The organism is Psychrobacter sp. PG1, assembly GCF_014897815.1.
In the GTDB taxonomy this organism is placed as follows: Bacteria; Pseudomonadota; Gammaproteobacteria; order Pseudomonadales; family Moraxellaceae; genus Psychrobacter.
In genome coordinates this window covers 142,604-159,795 of record NZ_JABUZG010000046.1, presented here as the reverse complement: position 1 = coordinate 159,795, position 17,192 = coordinate 142,604, and the positions used below count along the sequence as shown (strand labels likewise).

Annotated in this window: 13 protein-coding genes; 5 read left to right on the top strand and 8 right to left on the bottom strand. The window is 43.2% G+C overall.

From position 1 onward, the window contains the following. Nucleotides 1-181: 181 nt before the first annotated feature. Nucleotides 182-1,873 (bottom strand): NAD+ synthase, encoded by a 1,692-nt coding sequence (locus INT03_RS04275; protein ID WP_193007772.1) that lies wholly within the window; start codon nucleotides 1,871-1,873, stop codon nucleotides 182-184. 807 nt (nucleotides 1,874-2,680) lie between these two features. Here INT03_RS04275 and INT03_RS04270 point away from each other — a divergent pair. The 3 genes from INT03_RS04270 (at nucleotide 2,681) to epmA (ending at nucleotide 6,089) form a co-directional block, all read left to right on the top strand. Then, nucleotides 2,681-3,808 carry an AI-2E family transporter gene (locus INT03_RS04270; RefSeq protein ID WP_045455346.1) on the top strand — a complete coding sequence of 376 codons (1,128 nt, stop codon included), beginning with the start codon at nucleotides 2,681-2,683 and terminating at the stop codon, nucleotides 3,806-3,808. 70 nt (nucleotides 3,809-3,878) lie between these two features. After that, complete coding sequence (locus INT03_RS04265; protein WP_193007779.1) at nucleotides 3,879-4,991, top strand: 4-phosphoerythronate dehydrogenase; 1,113 nt, start codon at nucleotides 3,879-3,881, stop codon at nucleotides 4,989-4,991. A gap of 72 nt (nucleotides 4,992-5,063) precedes the next feature. Then, nucleotides 5,064-6,089, top strand: coding sequence for an EF-P lysine aminoacylase EpmA (gene epmA / locus INT03_RS04260; RefSeq protein WP_193007771.1), 1,026 nt, complete (start codon nucleotides 5,064-5,066; stop codon nucleotides 6,087-6,089). Nucleotides 6,090-6,205: 116 nt separating this feature from the next. On the opposite strand, the gene INT03_RS04255 is transcribed toward epmA, so the two are convergent. The 6 genes from INT03_RS04255 to INT03_RS04230 form a co-directional block, all read right to left on the bottom strand. After that, complete coding sequence (locus INT03_RS04255) at nucleotides 6,206-6,844, bottom strand: NAD(P)H-binding protein (RefSeq protein ID WP_193007770.1); 639 nt, start codon at nucleotides 6,842-6,844, stop codon at nucleotides 6,206-6,208. 174 nt (nucleotides 6,845-7,018) lie between these two features. Continuing rightward, nucleotides 7,019-7,468 (bottom strand): YaiI/YqxD family protein, encoded by a 450-nt coding sequence (locus INT03_RS04250; protein ID WP_087813938.1) that lies wholly within the window; start codon nucleotides 7,466-7,468, stop codon nucleotides 7,019-7,021. Then, nucleotides 7,468-8,832 carry a 5-(carboxyamino)imidazole ribonucleotide synthase gene (locus tag INT03_RS04245; RefSeq protein ID WP_193007769.1) on the bottom strand — a complete coding sequence of 455 codons (1,365 nt, stop codon included), beginning with the start codon at nucleotides 8,830-8,832 and terminating at the stop codon, nucleotides 7,468-7,470. The genes INT03_RS04250 and INT03_RS04245 overlap by 1 nt, the downstream gene beginning before the upstream one ends. Before the next feature lie 190 nt (nucleotides 8,833-9,022). Continuing rightward, entirely contained in the window at nucleotides 9,023-9,583 is a 561-nt protein-coding gene (gene purE / locus INT03_RS04240) for a 5-(carboxyamino)imidazole ribonucleotide mutase (RefSeq protein ID WP_193007768.1), read from the bottom strand. A gap of 99 nt (nucleotides 9,584-9,682) precedes the next feature. Next, the gene (locus INT03_RS04235; RefSeq protein WP_193007767.1) at nucleotides 9,683-10,648 is read right to left on the bottom strand and encodes a metallophosphoesterase; all 966 of its coding nucleotides are present in this window, start codon (nucleotides 10,646-10,648) and stop codon (nucleotides 9,683-9,685) included. A gap of 169 nt (nucleotides 10,649-10,817) precedes the next feature. Continuing rightward, entirely contained in the window at nucleotides 10,818-11,426 is a 609-nt protein-coding gene (locus tag INT03_RS04230) for a rhomboid family intramembrane serine protease (protein WP_193007766.1), read from the bottom strand. A gap of 374 nt (nucleotides 11,427-11,800) precedes the next feature. On the opposite strand from INT03_RS04230, the gene INT03_RS04225 reads away from it, so the two are divergent. Together INT03_RS04225 and INT03_RS04220 are read left to right on the top strand one after the other, a co-directional pair. Beyond that, nucleotides 11,801-13,429: a hypothetical protein gene (locus INT03_RS04225; RefSeq protein ID WP_193007765.1), complete on the top strand. Its 1,629-nt coding sequence runs from the start codon at nucleotides 11,801-11,803 to the stop codon at nucleotides 13,427-13,429. Nucleotides 13,430-13,894: 465 nt separating this feature from the next. After that, nucleotides 13,895-15,490, top strand: a complete 1,596-nt coding sequence (locus INT03_RS04220; protein WP_193007764.1) for an OmpA family protein — start codon at nucleotides 13,895-13,897, stop codon at nucleotides 15,488-15,490. 130 nt (nucleotides 15,491-15,620) lie between these two features. Here INT03_RS04220 and nagZ read toward each other — a convergent pair whose 3' ends face one another. After that, entirely contained in the window at nucleotides 15,621-16,706 is a 1,086-nt protein-coding gene (nagZ, locus tag INT03_RS04215; protein ID WP_193007763.1) for a beta-N-acetylhexosaminidase, read from the bottom strand. Between the last annotated feature and the right edge of the window lie 486 nt (nucleotides 16,707-17,192).

Here is a 17,192-nt window from a genome sequence, read left to right as displayed (position 1 = left end):
ATGTCTGATGTCAGCATACTTTTTAGAACACCACCAAAAATTGGTTTATAAAAACTAAAAAAGCTGGGTAAGCACCCAGCTAATCGTCAATAAATTTGAGTTTTTATAAAAGTATTAAGCTATCCATGTTGCTCGCGTTCTACATAATAAAAGTAGGGCAAGCAACAATGGTTAATCTAATTTAGCCTTTTATTGACCATTTATTAACTAATGGATAACGGCGTTCACGTCCAAAGGCTTTGTGGCTAATTTTGGTGCCAATTGGCGCTTGTAAACGCTTATATTCACTATTGTCTACCATCTGGATGACTTTTGCGACCATTTCAGCCTCAAAGCCTTTATTAACAATGTCTTGATAGCCCATATCTTCATCGATGTATGACATTAAGATGCCATCTAACACATCATAGTCAGGCAAGCTGTCTTGGTCTTTTTGGTCTGGGCGTAACTCAGCAGATGGCGGGCGAGTGATGACACGCTCAGGGATGACTGGGGTGTCTTCCAAGCGGTTGCGATAACTGGCCAATTTATAAACCTGCGACTTATAAACGTCTTTTAACACATCAAAGCCGCCTGCCATATCACCATATAATGTTGAATAGCCGACTGCTAACTCAGACTTATTACCAGTGGTGATGACCAAGTGCCCAAACTTATTGGACAGCGCCATCAGTACCACACCGCGCGCACGCGCTTGGATATTTTCTTCAGTGGTGTCTGCTGGCGATTTGTTAAATAGTGGCGCTAAGGTATGACGGATGCCTTCAACCGCATCAAAAATAGGACAAACCGTATAAGAAACATTTAAGCGGCGAGCCTGTGCTTGAGCATCTTCTAGACTAATCTGAGAAGTATATTCATAAGGCATCATTACCGCATATACCTTGTCAGCACCCAAAGCATCAACAGCGATACATAGCGTTAAGGCAGAATCAATACCACCTGATAGACCAAGGATAATACCAGTGAATCCTGAATGGTTGACATAATCGCGCAGGCCAACGACCAGTGCTTGATACATCTCTGACTCACGGCTCAGTGTTAATGGCGCTTTAGTTTGACTATTAAACTTGGCAGTTTTGACGTCTAAAGTAGCAAGAAGCAACTGATTCATAAAACGTGGTGCTTCGTGGGCAACGCTACCATCAGCTTGCACCGCCATAGAACCACCGTCAAACACCAAGTCGTCTTGACCGCCAACGGCGTTGACATATACGATAGGCAAATTATTCTCACGGCTACGCTTGGCCAGCATCGTTTTACGATTGTCTTGTTTTTCGATCTCAAAAGGTGAGGCGTTCAAGCTAATAATCAGATCAGCACCTTGCTTTTTAAGCTCGGCAATAGGGCCTTTTTCCCACAAATCCTCACAGATAAGCAGACCGATTGTGATGCTTTTATAGTCAAATAAAACTTGGTTACGACCTTTATCAAAATAACGACGCTCATCAAATACGCCATAATTTGGCAAGATTTGCTTATGATAAAAGCCTTTTTGATGACCGTTATGCAAGATAGCAGCAGAGTTGAAAGTACCATGATGGTCGACATGTGGATAACCGACAATCATCACGATGTCATCGATATCACTTAAAGTAGACAAGGCGCTTTTGATGCGACCAGATAAGCTTGGGCGTAGTAATAAATCTTGCGGTGGGTAACCTAATAAAGCAAGTTCTGGGAAAATAATGACATCCGCACCTTGCTCGCGAGCTTGCAATGCGAGTGCACGCATTTTTTCAGCATTGGCAGTGATATCACCAACCAAAAAATGCGACTGAGCCAACGCAAAAGTAACGGTTTCTTGGGTTTTATTGGTCTTACTGGCCTCAGTTGAGGGAGTTATATTGGGATTATCATTGTCTTTTGACATTGTTATTGTTCCTATCGATATATGGTTTAAAATTTGTTGGGTCGTTGTTGATTTAAAATAAAATCAAAGTAGGTCCGAAATTCACTCAAAATAGCACTCTGTCATATCGAATTCTAATAGTGAACCGAGATGATGAGCTTGCTTACGCACAGTATCCAACGTTGTAACGCCCCTCTACAGGTTTGATCTTATGATAGTCTATAGAAAGACGATAAAAGAGGGCTGTAGCGCATCGTCTGAAAAATGTTATATATGTAGAATGATCCAAATAAATAAGAACAAACGAATTTAATGCTATTAAAAAGCTTAAAATAATTGCTTTAGTATAGCATCAATTATCGTTGCAAATAGAACGCGCCAGTGAATTACCTTTCAATAAGTCAGTTTACAGTATGAATGTAAAATATCCTTTTAGTGCCTTGTTTTTACATGTTAAATCTATGTGTCAACTTCTATCTATTAATGTCATCATCTAGTAAGCTTATACAGAGAAAGTTGTAAGTAAAGATTACAACATATCGTTATATCATTATCGTATTTTGCGGCATAATAAGCCGTGATAATCGCTTGATATTTATCTTGCGTTAGTCAAAACTATCGTCCGTAAGTATGTTACGGTATGCTACGATTTGATGCTCTCAAAGCAGGTTTACTGGTACTGATTGTTTACACCCCTCGCTAATGAATACCGCTAATGGACAGGGTCTTTTTATGGGCACCGTCTGTGAGTTGATATTCATCACACATTTATAAACTTGCCAGCAAGGTCGCGATAGATCTTCGCTGTCTGCTCTTGGTTTATACGCTATGATTGAAAATTGGACAAAAGAATTTATTATTCAGCGCTTATTGGCTATTACTCTGTTGGTGGTGCTGTTCGTACTGTGTTTTCAAGTGGTACAGTTTTTTATTGTACCCGCATTATGGGCGGCGATTTTAGCGTATGTTACCTTTCCTATTTATAACTTTTTTTACGAAAAAGTAAAGCTGAGTCCTAATTTTAGCGCTGCTATTATGACGGTGAGTATCTCCTTAATGATAGGTGTGCCACTGGTTATCGGTGTTTTTATTCTACAGCAAGAAGCCTTGAGCCTAATCAGTAACTTGATTTATCGTATAAAAGTGGGCTATTTAGATGTGCCTGATTCTATCAAAGATATGCCTATCATCGGTCAGCAAGTGAAAGATGTGCTGTGGAGAATCAATAAAAACCCAGAAGGGACGTTAGAGGCGTTTCGTATCTGGGTACAGTCACATTTATATTATGGCAAAGTAGCGTTTGATGTGGTGTTTAGTGGTCTTGCCAAGTTAGGTATGGCGCTGATGACGTTGTTTTTCTTTTATCGTGATGGTACCAGTTTGGTGCGTCAAATTCGTCAAGCACTGCGTAATATCATTGGCAATCGCATCGATGGCTATATTGATTCTGTGGGTACGACCACGCGTGCGGTGGTTTATGGCATTGGTTTGACGGCATTGGCACAAGCACTGCTCGCAGGTGTGGGTTACTACTTCGCTGGTGCACCAAGTCCTATCTTACTCACTATCGTAACCTTTATTATCGCCCTGATTCCGTTTGGCACGCCATTTGTCTGGGGTGGTGTATCCATTTGGTTGTTAAGCCAAGGTCATACTGTAGAAGGGATTGGCTTGGCACTATGGGGCACTTTGGTTATCAGCTGGGTTGACAATCTCATCCGTCCTATTGTGATTAGTGGCGCGACCAAAATCCCTTTTATTATTATTTTTATTGGTGTATTAGGTGGTTTAACGGCTTTTGGCTTTGTTGGTTTGTTTATCGGTCCTGTGGTGCTAGCCATCGGATTGGCGGTATGGCGAGAATGGATATCGCAGCATAAAAATGAGATATTTGCCCCGCAGGATTTGGTGTTGTCTGACAACCAAACGTTGCCACCAGTCAATGAATCAGAGTAGAGGCACGTAGAGGCACATAGTCATGTTAAATAAGAATACTGCAAACGTTATGCAAAATAGAGAGAACTCTATTGACAGCATTACTATCGTGGCCGATAGCAATATCGCAAGCGTAGATGCATTTTTTAATGCTTCGATGCTTGGACAGGTATCTGAGCAGACGGTCAATATCACCACCGTCGCTGGACGCGATATCAATGCGCAGTTGCTCGCAGAATTACAACCTGATGTGCTGTTGATACGCTCGGTGACGCCAGTTGGCGAGACACTGCTAGTCAATAATAACAGCGTAAAATTTGTCGGTTCAGCGACTATCGGTACCGATCATGTCGATCAAGACTATTTGGCGGCGCGAAATATCACTTTCGCCAATGCGGCTGGATGTAGTAAACATTCTGTCGCGCAGTATGTGTTGACGGCGATTTTGACGTTGCGTCCGCACTATTGGCAGCAATCCACGAAGCCATTAACATTGGGCATCATCGGACTTGGTAATATTGGTAGTACGCTCGCTCAGTATGCCATTGATTTAGGCTGGCAGGTACTAGGCTATGATCCATTACTGCCTACCTCGAATACAAATAATGCAAGCCTTGAGCAAGTGCTTAGCCAAAGCAATGTAGTGAGCTTACATGTGCCTTTAACCGATAAAAAAGATAGTACAAACCCTAGTGGCAGTGATTATCCAACAAAGCATCTGATTGACGCAACTACGCTGGCAGTGATGCCTGCGCATACCTTGTTGATTAATAGTGCGCGCGGACCAGTCATTAATGCGCGTGATTTAGAAGCAGATATTGAGCGCACAGATCGCCAAGTAGTGCTCGATGTGTTTGAATTTGAACCAGAGATTTCTGAGCACTTATTGTCCAAACTGGCTATCGCCACCCCTCATATCGCAGGCTATACGGTCGAAGGTAAACTGCGTGGTACGCAAATCATCTATGATGCGCTCTGTGAAAAGTTAGCAGTCTTGCCTGTATTGTCGATGCATAGTTTGCTACCGCTCAATACTTATCTCTGGTCTGAGCTAAAAGCACATCCAGACAGATTACAGAAGTTTTACGATATCATGCACGATGATGCTGCACTAAGAAGCAAGCTGGCTGACGGTCAAGTAAAGGGTGCTGACTTTGATCAGTTGCGCCGAGATTATCACTTACGCCGTGAATGGCAGTGGTAAAAGTTAGGTAGCCTTCAACCCTAAAGTAGCATCTGAGAACTTATTCTTATCCTTTAATTGCAGTAAATAATAATGACCCAAGCAAGTAATTCTTTTTCAAAACCCAGCTATGCGCCGACCATGACATTAGCAATGGCTCAGCAGCGTGCGCAATTGATGAGCACCGTTCGTCAGTTTTTTGCCACGCATCAAGTGCTTGAAGTGCAAACACCGCTACTATCGCAGGCTGGCAATACTGATACTTTCTTACAATCCGTCGCCGCGCAAGTGACGTATCAAGATAAACTTTGTACTTATTATCTGCATACTTCACCTGAGTTTGCCATGAAGCGTTTACTTGCCAGCTGGCAAGTGCCTATATATCAAATTTGCTCCGTATTTCGAGATAACGAAATAGGCGTACGCCATAATATCGAATTTACCATGCTTGAGTGGTATCAGCCGAATTATAGTTTGGACGATATGGCGGCTGAGCTGAGTGAATTATTAGCGGCGCTTTATGGACATTCAGTGGTAATGAGTCATTACCGCTATGTTGATGCGTTTATGGATTTTGTCGGCATACATCCGCTAACAGCTAGCCTTGATGTCCTGCAAGCAGTAGCAGAAGATAAGGGTTTGACAGGTTTTGATTTTAATAGCGACTTGGCTAACACAGAAGATGGCGAAGCAGATATTCGTCAAAGCTGGCTGGATTTGCTGTTTAGTCATGCGGTCGAGCCAAACTTGGGTCATGACTTACCGACCTTGATTATAGAATATCCACCTGCCACGGCGGCACTGGCAAAAACAGCGGTTGATAAAGAGGGCAATACAGTAGCTAAACGTTTCGAGCTGTATATCAATGGCATTGAGATTGCCAACGCTTATGATGAGCTAGCAGATGGACAAGCGTTAAAAGAACGGTTTGAGCGAGACAATCAACTGCGTAAGCGTCATAACCTGCCACAAATGCCAATCGATGAGCATTTATTAGCAGCGTCTGATGCTTTAATACCCTGTAGCGGTATCGCCGTTGGTATCGATAGATTACTCATGGTAATCACAGGCGCGAATAGCTTAGAAGATGTGATTTCGTTTCCGAGCGGTTTGGCCTAGTCGATTATTGATAGACTTAATATAGTTACCACTTATTTGACAAGCCTATTAGAAAAAAGCGAGTAACCCATTAGGCTTACTCGCTTTTTTCGTTTTAATCGCTGTAAAGTTGATTCTTATAATTTTGCAATCGCTTCATCAATCGCAGTCTCACCGTTATGCATACTAAAGACTTTCTTGATGGTATTATAGGCATTTAGGACGGCTGCCAGAGTAGTCGCCACATCGGCAATTGAGTTCTCTCCAGCATTATCATCGTTGACAGTGATTGTACCAGTTGCTTCGCGCTCTTTTAACGCCCCTGCTTGAACGATGGTGTAGTCAAGGCTACTATTATTAATCAACCACTGATCCGCGTAATGCTTGCAGATATAATATTCTTTTAGGTCAGCAATACCAGCATTGTCCCATTTACTGGTATCTAGTGAAAAGACGGTACTGAGCATGATATAGCGCTTAATGCCTTTGTCCTCTGCGGCTTGCATGGTTTTGACCGGCCCATGTAAATCCACTTCTAAGACGTCTTTGCCGCCAGACCCTGCAACGAAATAGACAGCGTCAATATCTTGGTCAATTTGCTTTTGTATAGTCTCTTTTTCGGCAGTGATATCTAAATCGAGTTGGCTATAATTGTCATCGGTAAACAGTTTTTCTTCTTGGCGTGTCGTGCCAACAACTTGATGGTTATCCGCTAATAGCTGCTTGACCAAATCCGTTCCCACTCGACCACTTGCCCCAATCACTAAAATTTTCATTGTCATTCCTATTCTTATATACGTTATCGTTGTTGTAAAAACTGACTATAGCGTATCAAGAAAAAAAGGCACACTTCGTTATGAAGCGTGCCGATTGCATAGTGTTTGGTTATGGCGTGTATACGGTTTGCAAAGTGGATAAGATCAAAAAATCAAAGACAAAGCGGGTGAAAACTAGCGTACCAACTTGTTTAATCCATCAGCAAAGGCTTTTTTATCACGATCGCCATAAGGTTTTTGACCACTCATTTCTTGTAGCTCGAGCACGCCAGTACCGCGCATGGTATCCATAAAATCACGCATATTGAGCTTTTGCTTGATATTATTTTTGTCGTAGACCATGCCGCGAGAGGTCAAGACCATACCACCTTTGTCCAGAATGTCATTAGCCAAAGGAATGTCGCTGGTAATAGCCAGATCGCCTGGCTGTATTTGCTCAACGATATAATCATCGGCTTTATCAAACCCTGATGGCACCACTGTCATGACAAGCAGTGGTGACTTACGCAGTTTGATCGGCTGATTGGCGACGAATATTGCCATGGTTTGCGTGCGTTCAGCGGTTTTGATAATCAAATCTTTGGCAATCAATGGCACTGAATCGGCATCTACCCAAATCTGCATTATTTCTTAACCTTTTCTGTTTTTGCCTTAGCGTCGATAGCCTGAGTTGTTTGGCTGTCATCGATATGGACTTCTATACTCTCTAAAATATTGTCATTGTCATTGTTATTGTCAGTAGTGATTAGACTATCTGCCGCTTTTGGCTGGCTATCAATCGCAGATGGTTTTTTCTCAAGTCCCATTTTATTGGGTAGCGTAGCGACGAGCTTGGCCAAAGCAGGCTCTAAGTCGGCAACGTCGTTTGGCATCAAGGTAATATGCGCAATTTTGCGGTCATCGCGTTCTGCTTTGTGGTAGCTATGATAGTGCGCACCATCGATATTTAGTACGTCGCTGATATCTGGATATTGCCCCAAGATATTGAGCATAATCGCTGGATGCACGTTGTCGGTATCACCTAATGGCAGATTGACGACGGCACGAATGTGGTTTTCAAATTGGCTGGTGACAGCGCCTTCAATACTCCAATGTCCTGAATTATGCACGCGCGGCGCAATTTCATTAGCGAGTAGCGTGTCATGACCACGCGCATCTTTGGTCACAAAGAGCTCAAGTGCCATTACACCAACATAGTCTAAGTGGTTCATGATCTTGGTGATGGCATCGGTTGCTTGTTTGAATAAATGACTGGTGCCAACGGCAGGCGCTTGGGTCTTGGCTAAAATACCATTATGATGATGGTTTTCGACCAAATCGTAGCAACGAACCTGACCATTTTGTGCGCGTGCGGCGATAATAGAAAGCTCGCGGCTAAAGTTAATGAAACCTTCTGCAATCAAAGGGGCGGGCGTTGGCGTTAGTGAGCCTTTACCAGTGACCGCATCTTTAAGATTTTGCCATGCCGCCTTGATATCACTGTCTTGTCTAATCACGAACTGACCTTTGCCATCATAACCGCCACGGCTGGTTTTTAGGACGATAGGCAGTCCTAATTCATGACAGGCTTGCTGCAAATCCGCTTCAGAGTTGACAGCCATAAAGGGTACAGTGGCGATCTCAAGTGAATTGAACATTTGCTTTTCTTTTAAGCGGTCTTGAGCGATATCAAGCGCAATCAATGGCGGAAACATACCTTGTTTACTACCTGATTTTGACAGATCGGTCAGCTGTTCCACTGTCGCAGTCGGTGTGTTTTCAAACTCTAAGGTGAAAACGTCTGCTGCTGCGATGAAGTCTTCCAATTGATCGCTATGAAAGACGCGACCGTATAGGCTAGCAGGGCAGTCAGCGCTGTCTTCTAAAAACACACATTGGTAGCCAAGTGGCATCGCTGCTTCGGCAAGCATCATACCAAGCTGACCACCGCCTAAAATACCGATGGTACGAATGGTTTGGGTAACAGGGTAAGCGTTCGCTGTAGTCATGGCAGGCTCTTTGAGTTAAAAATGAATAATATTTTGGGTGTAATAAAAGGCAAAAAGTCATCTATTAAAATAGGAAAAGGTGCATTACATGCACCTTGTATTAAGTAAAACCCATCTAAAAATAAACATCAAGTAAATAGCAGCTATATCTCAATAATGGGATTCAAGAACCGTTATAAAAGACAGGTAATTAGGTATTGATAATGCCTGGCGTTGGGCTGGAAAGGATGGTATCAGTTTGCATTTGGCGCAGATTGTCCAGCTTAGCCGCAATGTTCTCATCATTCAATGCTAACACTTGAATCGCAAGCAGGGCAGCATTGTAAGCGCCTGCTGAGCCAATCGCTAATGTGCCAACTGCGACGCCTTTAGGCATCTGTACGATAGACAAGAGACTATCCCAACCGCTGAGCATGGAAGACTTTACAGGAACACCAAACACAGGTAACGGCGTTTGGCTGGCACACATGCCAGGCAGATGAGCAGCACCGCCAGCGCCAGCGATGATAACTTGTAGACCGTTATCTTTTGCACTTTTTGCATAGTCAAACAATCTATCAGGGGTGCGGTGTGCTGACACTACTTCACAATCAAAAGCGATATCAAAGTCTGCGAGCAATTGCGCTGCCGCACTCATGGTTGCCCAATCAGATTGTGATCCCATAATAATGCCAACTTTCGGTTGACCAGCAGGGGAGGCGATAGGGCTGTTTTGATCCATCGTGTTAACAGTAGCTGTTGTGGTGCTCATGCTTTGATATCCTCAAAAAGACCATCATACAAAAGTTTTGTTGCTCTCGTAAAGCCAAGTTTGATTTTTAATAAGAAAGCGGGGGCAATAGTACCAATTTTATGGATTGGGGTTTGCAGATTTATCATGGTGATATTGGACAAAGTTACTGGCTCTTAGTGGCAGTGGTTGCTCAGTATTGAGCTGATAACAAGTTAGATATCCGCTGTCTACCGCCGCTGAATAATCAGTACAGGCAACTTGTGAACTCAGTGGCTCAGGCGTGCCAGTTAGCCAATAATGACCGACAAATACCGCTTTATCCGTTTTCAGAGCGAAATCAATATTTTCAGCCAACACCTCTTTTGGAATCTGAGCCAATGCTGATGCAGGCGCACGCGCCACCTCATAAAGACGGCGTTTATTCAGCCCGTCAAGCCACCAGCATACTCGAACGCGCTTGCGCTCAGTGCCTTCTTTATCGACCATGACTATGCCGTCGGGTAATGCTGTTTCTACACCTTTTAACACCCGCTCTAGCGCGTCAAATGGCGCCGTGTTTTCTTTGGCAGTGGCGACTAGCCCGTGCGGCGTTAAACAGTTATCGTCAGTCAATAGTGGCTGCAGTACCGCCATACTATCGACATCCCAGCAGGCATGAACAAAACAAGCGTCGTTTGTTTCAATCCATAAAGGCAGCTCGTATAACCGATTAAGCCAATATTGATGACGCTCTGAGCCAAAAGCTATTTCGGCTAAAAATGCCGCATGTTGGCGTGTATGTATGTCATTGTGCGAGCGCAGATATTGGCTGGAGTTATCAGGGTCAAGTGTGGCAAAGGCGAGGGCGTTATATTCATGATTACCCATTATCGCATCTGCCACGTTAGCGTCTAACATGGCAAAAACAATCTCTAAGGTAGCCAATTGCTGTGGTCCTCGGTCAATCAAGTCACCGATAAATAACGCCCGATGCCCTGCTGGCGGTACAAAGTACGTGCCATTATGAACGTAACCTAGCTGCTCTAATAAGCCAATTAACTTGTCTGCGTAGCCATGAATATCACCGATAACATCTATCATCATAATAATTATCAAATTCTTAAATAGTTTGTTGAGTATAAGTTTGTGCAAAACATAACGCGACGTTAATCATCGCTTAGTTACTTAAACTGTCATCATAACCCAAGTGCTCATTTCAATTTTTATCACTGAGTTTTATTTCAATTTTTACCACTGAGCTTTATTACTAAATTTAAAACCCAGGTGATAATAGCGCATTGATAAAATGCGGTAGGACTTGCGGTTCTAAAATAATCGTGGCAATAACCCCAAACGCGCCGCCCCACATATGCGCCATATGATTGATATTAGAGCCGCCCCGTTTGTCTGCATAGATACTATAAGCGATATAAGCGACGGCGAATAATATCGCAGGTATAGGAACAATCGCGAATAGGTAGATTTTCTCCCACGGTGCCAGCAAAATAAAAGCAAACAATACGGCTGATACACCGCCTGACGCGCCAAGGCTCAAATAGCTCGCATTGTTTTTATTCTTGAGGTAGCTTGGAATCATCGCAATGATAATAGCCAATACGTAAAAGACCACAAAACCATAACCAAATAAGAACGGCTGATACAGCCCTTCAATAGCACGACCAAAAAAATATAAAGTAAACATATTAAAGAGCAGGTGCATGCTATCGGCATGAATAAAGCCATGCGTGACAAAACGGTCCCACTGCCCATTATTTACCGCTGGCGGATAAAAAATGAGTCGATTAAATACTGTCTTGTTTTGCCATGCCACTAAGCTGACAATAACCGTGATAATAATAATAAGGGTCGTATGATTGAACAAAGGAAAATCCTTAGGCTGCGCCTGATATGTGACAAGGTGATGAATAACAATGTTCAAAGCCTACGCATTATGGCTGAGTGCAAACTAAATAGGACTGACAAGCAATTATTAAGCATGAGATATTTATAATAAAGTAATACTAACAGTAGTTATGACAATGCAAAAACTTATTATGTGACAAAATAGTGCATTTATATGCTTTTATAGTGAATAATATAGCAGGCTGTCAGGCAAATTGAGTAATGCTTCGTATCTTGACGGTAATGGTGGGTTAAATGAGAGCGGTATCCAAGAATACAGACGCTAACGACAAGTAAAATAAACGTTTCATGCGTTGGTAAATTTAAAATAAAGGCCGAAAGAGGCAGTAATCTATGAGTATTATCGACGAATTAGAAAAGAGCGTAACGCCAGCTGTCATAGGTGAGCGCAATAGTCATGATAGTGTGGCTTACATTAGCTTATTGGAGCAGTTTTATGCCATCTTGGCATCACGTCTCGCCTTGCCGCAAGTGTACTCACAATTTATCTGCGCCGAGCAAGGGATGGTTGATAGAGTCACAGAAAGTCCACTGTTCGAACAACTGTGGCAAGATAAAAGCATACAACAGCTTATGATCCGAGAGCTGTCTGCCACCCATCATATTGATGAGTCTGCTACGTTACAGCTGCTCATCAATGCCGCGCCACTGGCTTATCGTGAGCTGACAGTATTGGCAAACGGACAGTTTTTGCCAGCGTTTTTGCAGGGAGAGCAGGCAGCATTGCGTCAGTATTTACCGATGTGGTCAGCACCTATTATTACTGCTCCTCAAAACGTCAATAGCGCATCAGAAGCACACCCACACATCGCCGCAGATATTGATAGCGTACCAGTGCGCGACACCTCTTTGGATGGACGACAAAATTCTCATATAGACACCAGTACGATCGCCGCAGCGCCAGCCGCTTATAGGCAAAATGCTGATACAGCAGATAAAATAGATATTGGAAATACTGATGTAGAAAGTATGAAGATAGGTGATACCGATGGTCATTTTAGCGCTCATACTGGCGCCATTCATGCCAATCCATCCGCGCATCATTTGGCAGAAAATAGCAGTATGAAGCAAGAAAAAGTACGTACTCGCAATCAACGTAATGATTTACTGGTACGGGTGGGTTTATTAATAGTAGCCATTGCCGCGATAGGGCTTGCTGCTTGGGCAATATTGATCAGACCGAACAACGCGCCGCCTGTAGAAGCCGCTGCGACAGTGCCTGTTGTGGTAGCACCAGCGCCCGCACCAGTAGCGCAGGTAATGACTCCCATTGAGCTAATCGTTGGCGTAGATAACAGCGGTAATCTGTATGCCTGTAGCGCTACCATTGGCGATGCAGCGCTGCAAAGTACCTTGCAACAAGCGCTCAATACCAGCTTTGGTGAGCAAGCGAGTATTTGCGAATTAACAGTGCAGGCTGGAGTTGCCAGTAGTATTGCTAATTTACCAGAGGAAGTACTGCCCAATGTCTTGACGATGATTAGGTCTACGCCATTTGCACGCCTACATTTGCAGAATGATCGTCTTATGTTAGAAGCGCCAGACAGTATGCTCTTGCAACGACTGGTTACGGATATGCGTACTTTGATACCTGCCATGGTCATCGATAGTACTGCACCATTACCATTGCCTGAAAATAACGATGCCAATGCAATGAATAATACGAATAATCAGTTTGAAAATGAGGGAGCTGCCAACAATCAGTATGCTAATGACTATAACAACAGTGGGTCTGGAGAGTTCCAAGCAGCAGATGATGATACAGGCGATCGTATCGTACCTAATCCTGCACCCAACAATTATAGTAACAATGCCAACAATATTCCCAGCAACATTCCTAACAATATCCCTAACAGTGCACCGATGAATAACAGACCGTCAGGTTCTATTTCAGAATCGGAGGTAGATGATATGGCAAGCACACTCATCATTGCTGAACCTGCGCAAGTAAGGAATAAATAATTGGATAATAGAGGTGTTTAACGATTGTTTGATCAATTTATCCATTGAAACAAGTTATCAAGTAAAGATGGTGGTATAAGTTGCTTATACCGCCATTTTTTCTGCTGATACCCAGTTGGAAGTATCTAAAAAACCATAAAGTATCTGAAAAAAGGATGTATTTTCTCCATTTATACATAAGTTTTACTGTTTCTTTTATGGCTTCTCACTGGGTTAATGATTGGTTGTTTGCCATGTTTTTGGTTACGTGTGACACTTGAAATATTACCTAACGTATCATTTGTACAACAACCTGTTGATTGTTAACACTGACTTAATACTTTTATAATGATGAAAATTGAACAGGGTCAAGATGGTTTTAGCTGTCATGGTTCTTATTTCAAATCATTATTTTATCTGGTGTTTTTTGAATATTTTAATTATATAAATCGATACTAATATAGGCATTAATAGGAGAATTGTATTATGGATATTATCAGTCATTTGACGCGTACAGTCAGCCCAGCCGTGCTGGAAGATGATCATAGTCCCGCTAAAAAGGGACTGCTTGAACAGTTCTACGCTATTTTTGCGGCTCGCTTAGCGGATAACGATACTTATAATCGTTTTGCAAATGAGAATATCACTCGTGATGATCAAGGGTTTTATGACCGTGTATGGAGCGATGATGCGCAACGTGAGCAAATCGCTCGTGAGTTGGCAGGTAAGCATAATGTTGATGCGACGTCTTCGCGCGGACTGATAGCGATGGCAGCGCCACTGGCTTTTCACGAAATCGAAAGCTTGGCAGGTACTACACCAGTGCCGCAGTTCTTAAATGATAATCTCGACAGTTATCAGCGTTATATCCCTGCTTGGGCAAGCGCCGTTCTGCCAGTCGGTATGTTGGCAGCGACGCCTGCTGCTGGCGCGCGTATTTCTGATACGGTTAGCACCGCTCCATTGCAACGCGAAGAAGAGCAGCAAGGCAGCTTTATGAAAGCATTGCTCCCCATTATTGGCTTGATTATTTTAGGCGCATTGGCTTGGGCTTTACTTCGTGGTTGCCAAGAGAACCCTGAGCCTGTCGCCACACCGGTAGCTACGGCTCAACAAGCAGCGCAGGGAGAGGGTCAGTTGGCAGTGGCAGGTGATATTGAGCCTGCATCATTGCGCATTGCGACTGGTGAAAATAGTGAGCTGTATGCTTGCCGTATGAATGTGGGCGACGAGACCTTGCAGACCAATGTAATGAATGCGTTAACCAGTGCATTTGGTGAAGAAGCCAATAAATGCCGTGCTGATGTCGATGACAATTTTGCAGTAGATATGCCAGCAGCGGCTCAGCTAGCTACTATCTTGCCTATCGTCAAAAATGTACCAAATGCTAGCATGATCATTAAAGGCGATGTTATCACTGTCAATGCGCCTGATGCAGCGGCATTAGATAAGCTAGTGGCTGACCTACAAGCGGCTGTTCCTGCGATGACCATACAAGCCGAAGGGCCGTTAGATTTGCAGGGTGAGATTGATAATAGTTTGGCAGCTGCGGATGTTGCTATGACCAATCTTGGTAAAAACCCAGATCCACGTGATGTGGCTCGTGCATTGAGTATTCAGGTTATCAACTTTGAAGTGGATGAAGCGGTCATTCCTGATGTCAATAAAGAGCTGCTTGACCGCGCTGCTAAGATTATCAACGAAGTACCGAATATGAAGCTGACGATTATCGGTCATACTGACAGTCAGGCATCAGATTCTTACAATGTAGAATTGTCTCGTGATCGCGCTGAGGCAGTGAAAGAGTATTTGGTATCTCAAGGTGTTGATGCTAGTAAACTGATGACGAAAGGCATGGGTGAATCAGAACCTATCGCTGATAACTCAACGGAGCAGGGGCGCTTCCGTAATCGCCGTATTGAATTTATAGTCAATGACGAGATGGCCAGTGCGAACGATGGTATGATTATTAGTAATAATGCGCTTGACCCAGACTTAAACCCTCTGGATAGCAATAACGATGACTTATTGCCTGATGGTGATGATGCCACTCAAGGTACGGCAGTAGATCCAACCAATTAATGTACAACAGCTTGATTGAGAAGTTGTTCATTCTAAAAAACCGCATCTTATAAAAGGTGCGGTTTTTCATTTTGTTAAGGCTGTTGTTTTGTTTATAGGTGGCTAATGATAAGTATCTAATGCTAAGCGATTATTTATAAGCGGTCGGATCTTTTAATTCAATAGCGCTACGAGTTGCTTGTGCCTCAGATTGAGTACTAAAAAAGGTTTGAGTCACGTTTTGCTTTGCCTGTTGCCAATAGTCAAATTGTTGACAAGTTGATTCCAGATCACCTTGCCATGTTGGTATCTGTCCGCACATTGTTTTAATACGGTTTTGATTGGGATAAGGCAGCTCTTGTGCGGTCTCTGCGGCTTCATGGGCGGCGACGCGATCATTACAAACCAGCGCAATATCACAACCCGCTTCAATCGCGGCTTTCACACGTGCGCTGACATCGCCTGCGGCTTGAGCACCTGCCATACATAGATCATCAGAGAATAAGACCCCATCAAACTTTAGCTGATCCCGTATGATGTCCTTGAGCCAAATTTTAGAAAAACCTGCTGGCTGGTCATCGACTTGCGAAAAAATAACATGGGCAGGCATTAACGCGTCAAGCCACGGTAGCGTTTGGGCAAAAGGCTGCATATCGCTATGCATAATCTCATCCAAGCTACGCGTATCGATGGCCTCAGCCACATGGGAATCAGGGGCAATCGCACCATGACCGGGGAAATGCTTACCTGTGGTTGCCATGCCAGCGGCTTTCATACCGCGCATAAACTGCGTCGCCAGCGCAGTGATCGCTTGCGGCTCTTGATGAAAACTACGATCCCCAATGACTTGGCTGATGCCATCTCTGTCAAGTACTGGGGCAAAACTGAGATCAATGCCCACTGCCAACACTTCTGTTGCCATTAGATAGCCACAATCGTAAGCACAGCTTAGCGCATGGCTAGGCTCTTGATTAAATAATTCCCCAAGCCTGCCCATGGCGGGTAGTGGGGTAAAGCCATTGCGCAGGCGTGCGACTCGTCCACCTTCTTGGTCGACGCCGATTAATATATCTGGGTTGTGATAACGTATGTCGTCACACAACGCCCGTACTTGTGCGGCATCTGCAACGTTTCGGGCAAATAAAATCACCCCGCCCACTTGTGCCTGTTTGATTAAGCTGACATCTTCTGCTGTCAGTGCGGTACTATCGATATCAATCATTAAAACGCCGTACATTGCGTAATCCTTATGGTGTTATATATTGTTATATGATCGGTTCAGCTTCAAATAAATAAATGATGATAATTGGCAATGCGCCACTATTATCAAAACTGCTTTATTATGACAGTTATTATTAGATGAGCATAATGTGGCAGATGAATAGACTCAAATCAATTCATGAGTGGGCATTGAATCGTCAATAAATGACCCAAATAATGATGAACAATAAATGTCATAGAAAGTTTGGTATGTGCAGGCGTAGCGTGTAAGATTGCTTATACAGTTTGAGACAGTTGGATATCTATGTGCATGATAATATTGAGTGATTTTTAACAATATATTAGCAAACAGCAATGGCATTTAGTGACCATAATTATTCAGAAAATAGCATTTTAGAAAGTATCGTTTTAGATTTTAGAAAGTATCATTGAATACATATTCGATTGATAATGGTAGATAAGTATTTCGTGACTTAAAGATAAAGCATTTATAGGCGGCGAT

Excerpts from the sequence above, each read along its gene's own strand:
- INT03_RS04275 (WP_193007772.1), bottom strand. The coding sequence starts at position 1,873 with ATGTCAAAAGACAATGATAATCCCAATATAACTCCCTCAACTGAGGCC.
- INT03_RS04270 (WP_045455346.1), top strand. The coding sequence starts at position 2,681 with ATGATTGAAAATTGGACAAAAGAATTTATTATTCAGCGCTTATTGGCT.
- epmA (WP_193007771.1), top strand. The coding sequence starts at position 5,064 with ATGACCCAAGCAAGTAATTCTTTTTCAAAACCCAGCTATGCGCCGACC.
- INT03_RS04255 (WP_193007770.1), bottom strand. The coding sequence starts at position 6,844 with ATGAAAATTTTAGTGATTGGGGCAAGTGGTCGAGTGGGAACGGATTTG.
- INT03_RS04250 (WP_087813938.1), bottom strand. The coding sequence starts at position 7,468 with ATGCAGATTTGGGTAGATGCCGATTCAGTGCCATTGATTGCCAAAGAT.
- INT03_RS04245 (WP_193007769.1), bottom strand. The coding sequence starts at position 8,832 with ATGACTACAGCGAACGCTTACCCTGTTACCCAAACCATTCGTACCATC.
- purE (WP_193007768.1), bottom strand. The coding sequence starts at position 9,583 with ATGAGCACCACAACAGCTACTGTTAACACGATGGATCAAAACAGCCCT.
- INT03_RS04235 (WP_193007767.1), bottom strand. The coding sequence starts at position 10,648 with ATGATGATAGATGTTATCGGTGATATTCATGGCTACGCAGACAAGTTA.
- INT03_RS04225 (WP_193007765.1), top strand. The coding sequence starts at position 11,801 with ATGAGTATTATCGACGAATTAGAAAAGAGCGTAACGCCAGCTGTCATA.
- INT03_RS04220 (WP_193007764.1), top strand. The coding sequence starts at position 13,895 with ATGGATATTATCAGTCATTTGACGCGTACAGTCAGCCCAGCCGTGCTG.
- nagZ (WP_193007763.1), bottom strand. The coding sequence starts at position 16,706 with ATGTACGGCGTTTTAATGATTGATATCGATAGTACCGCACTGACAGCA.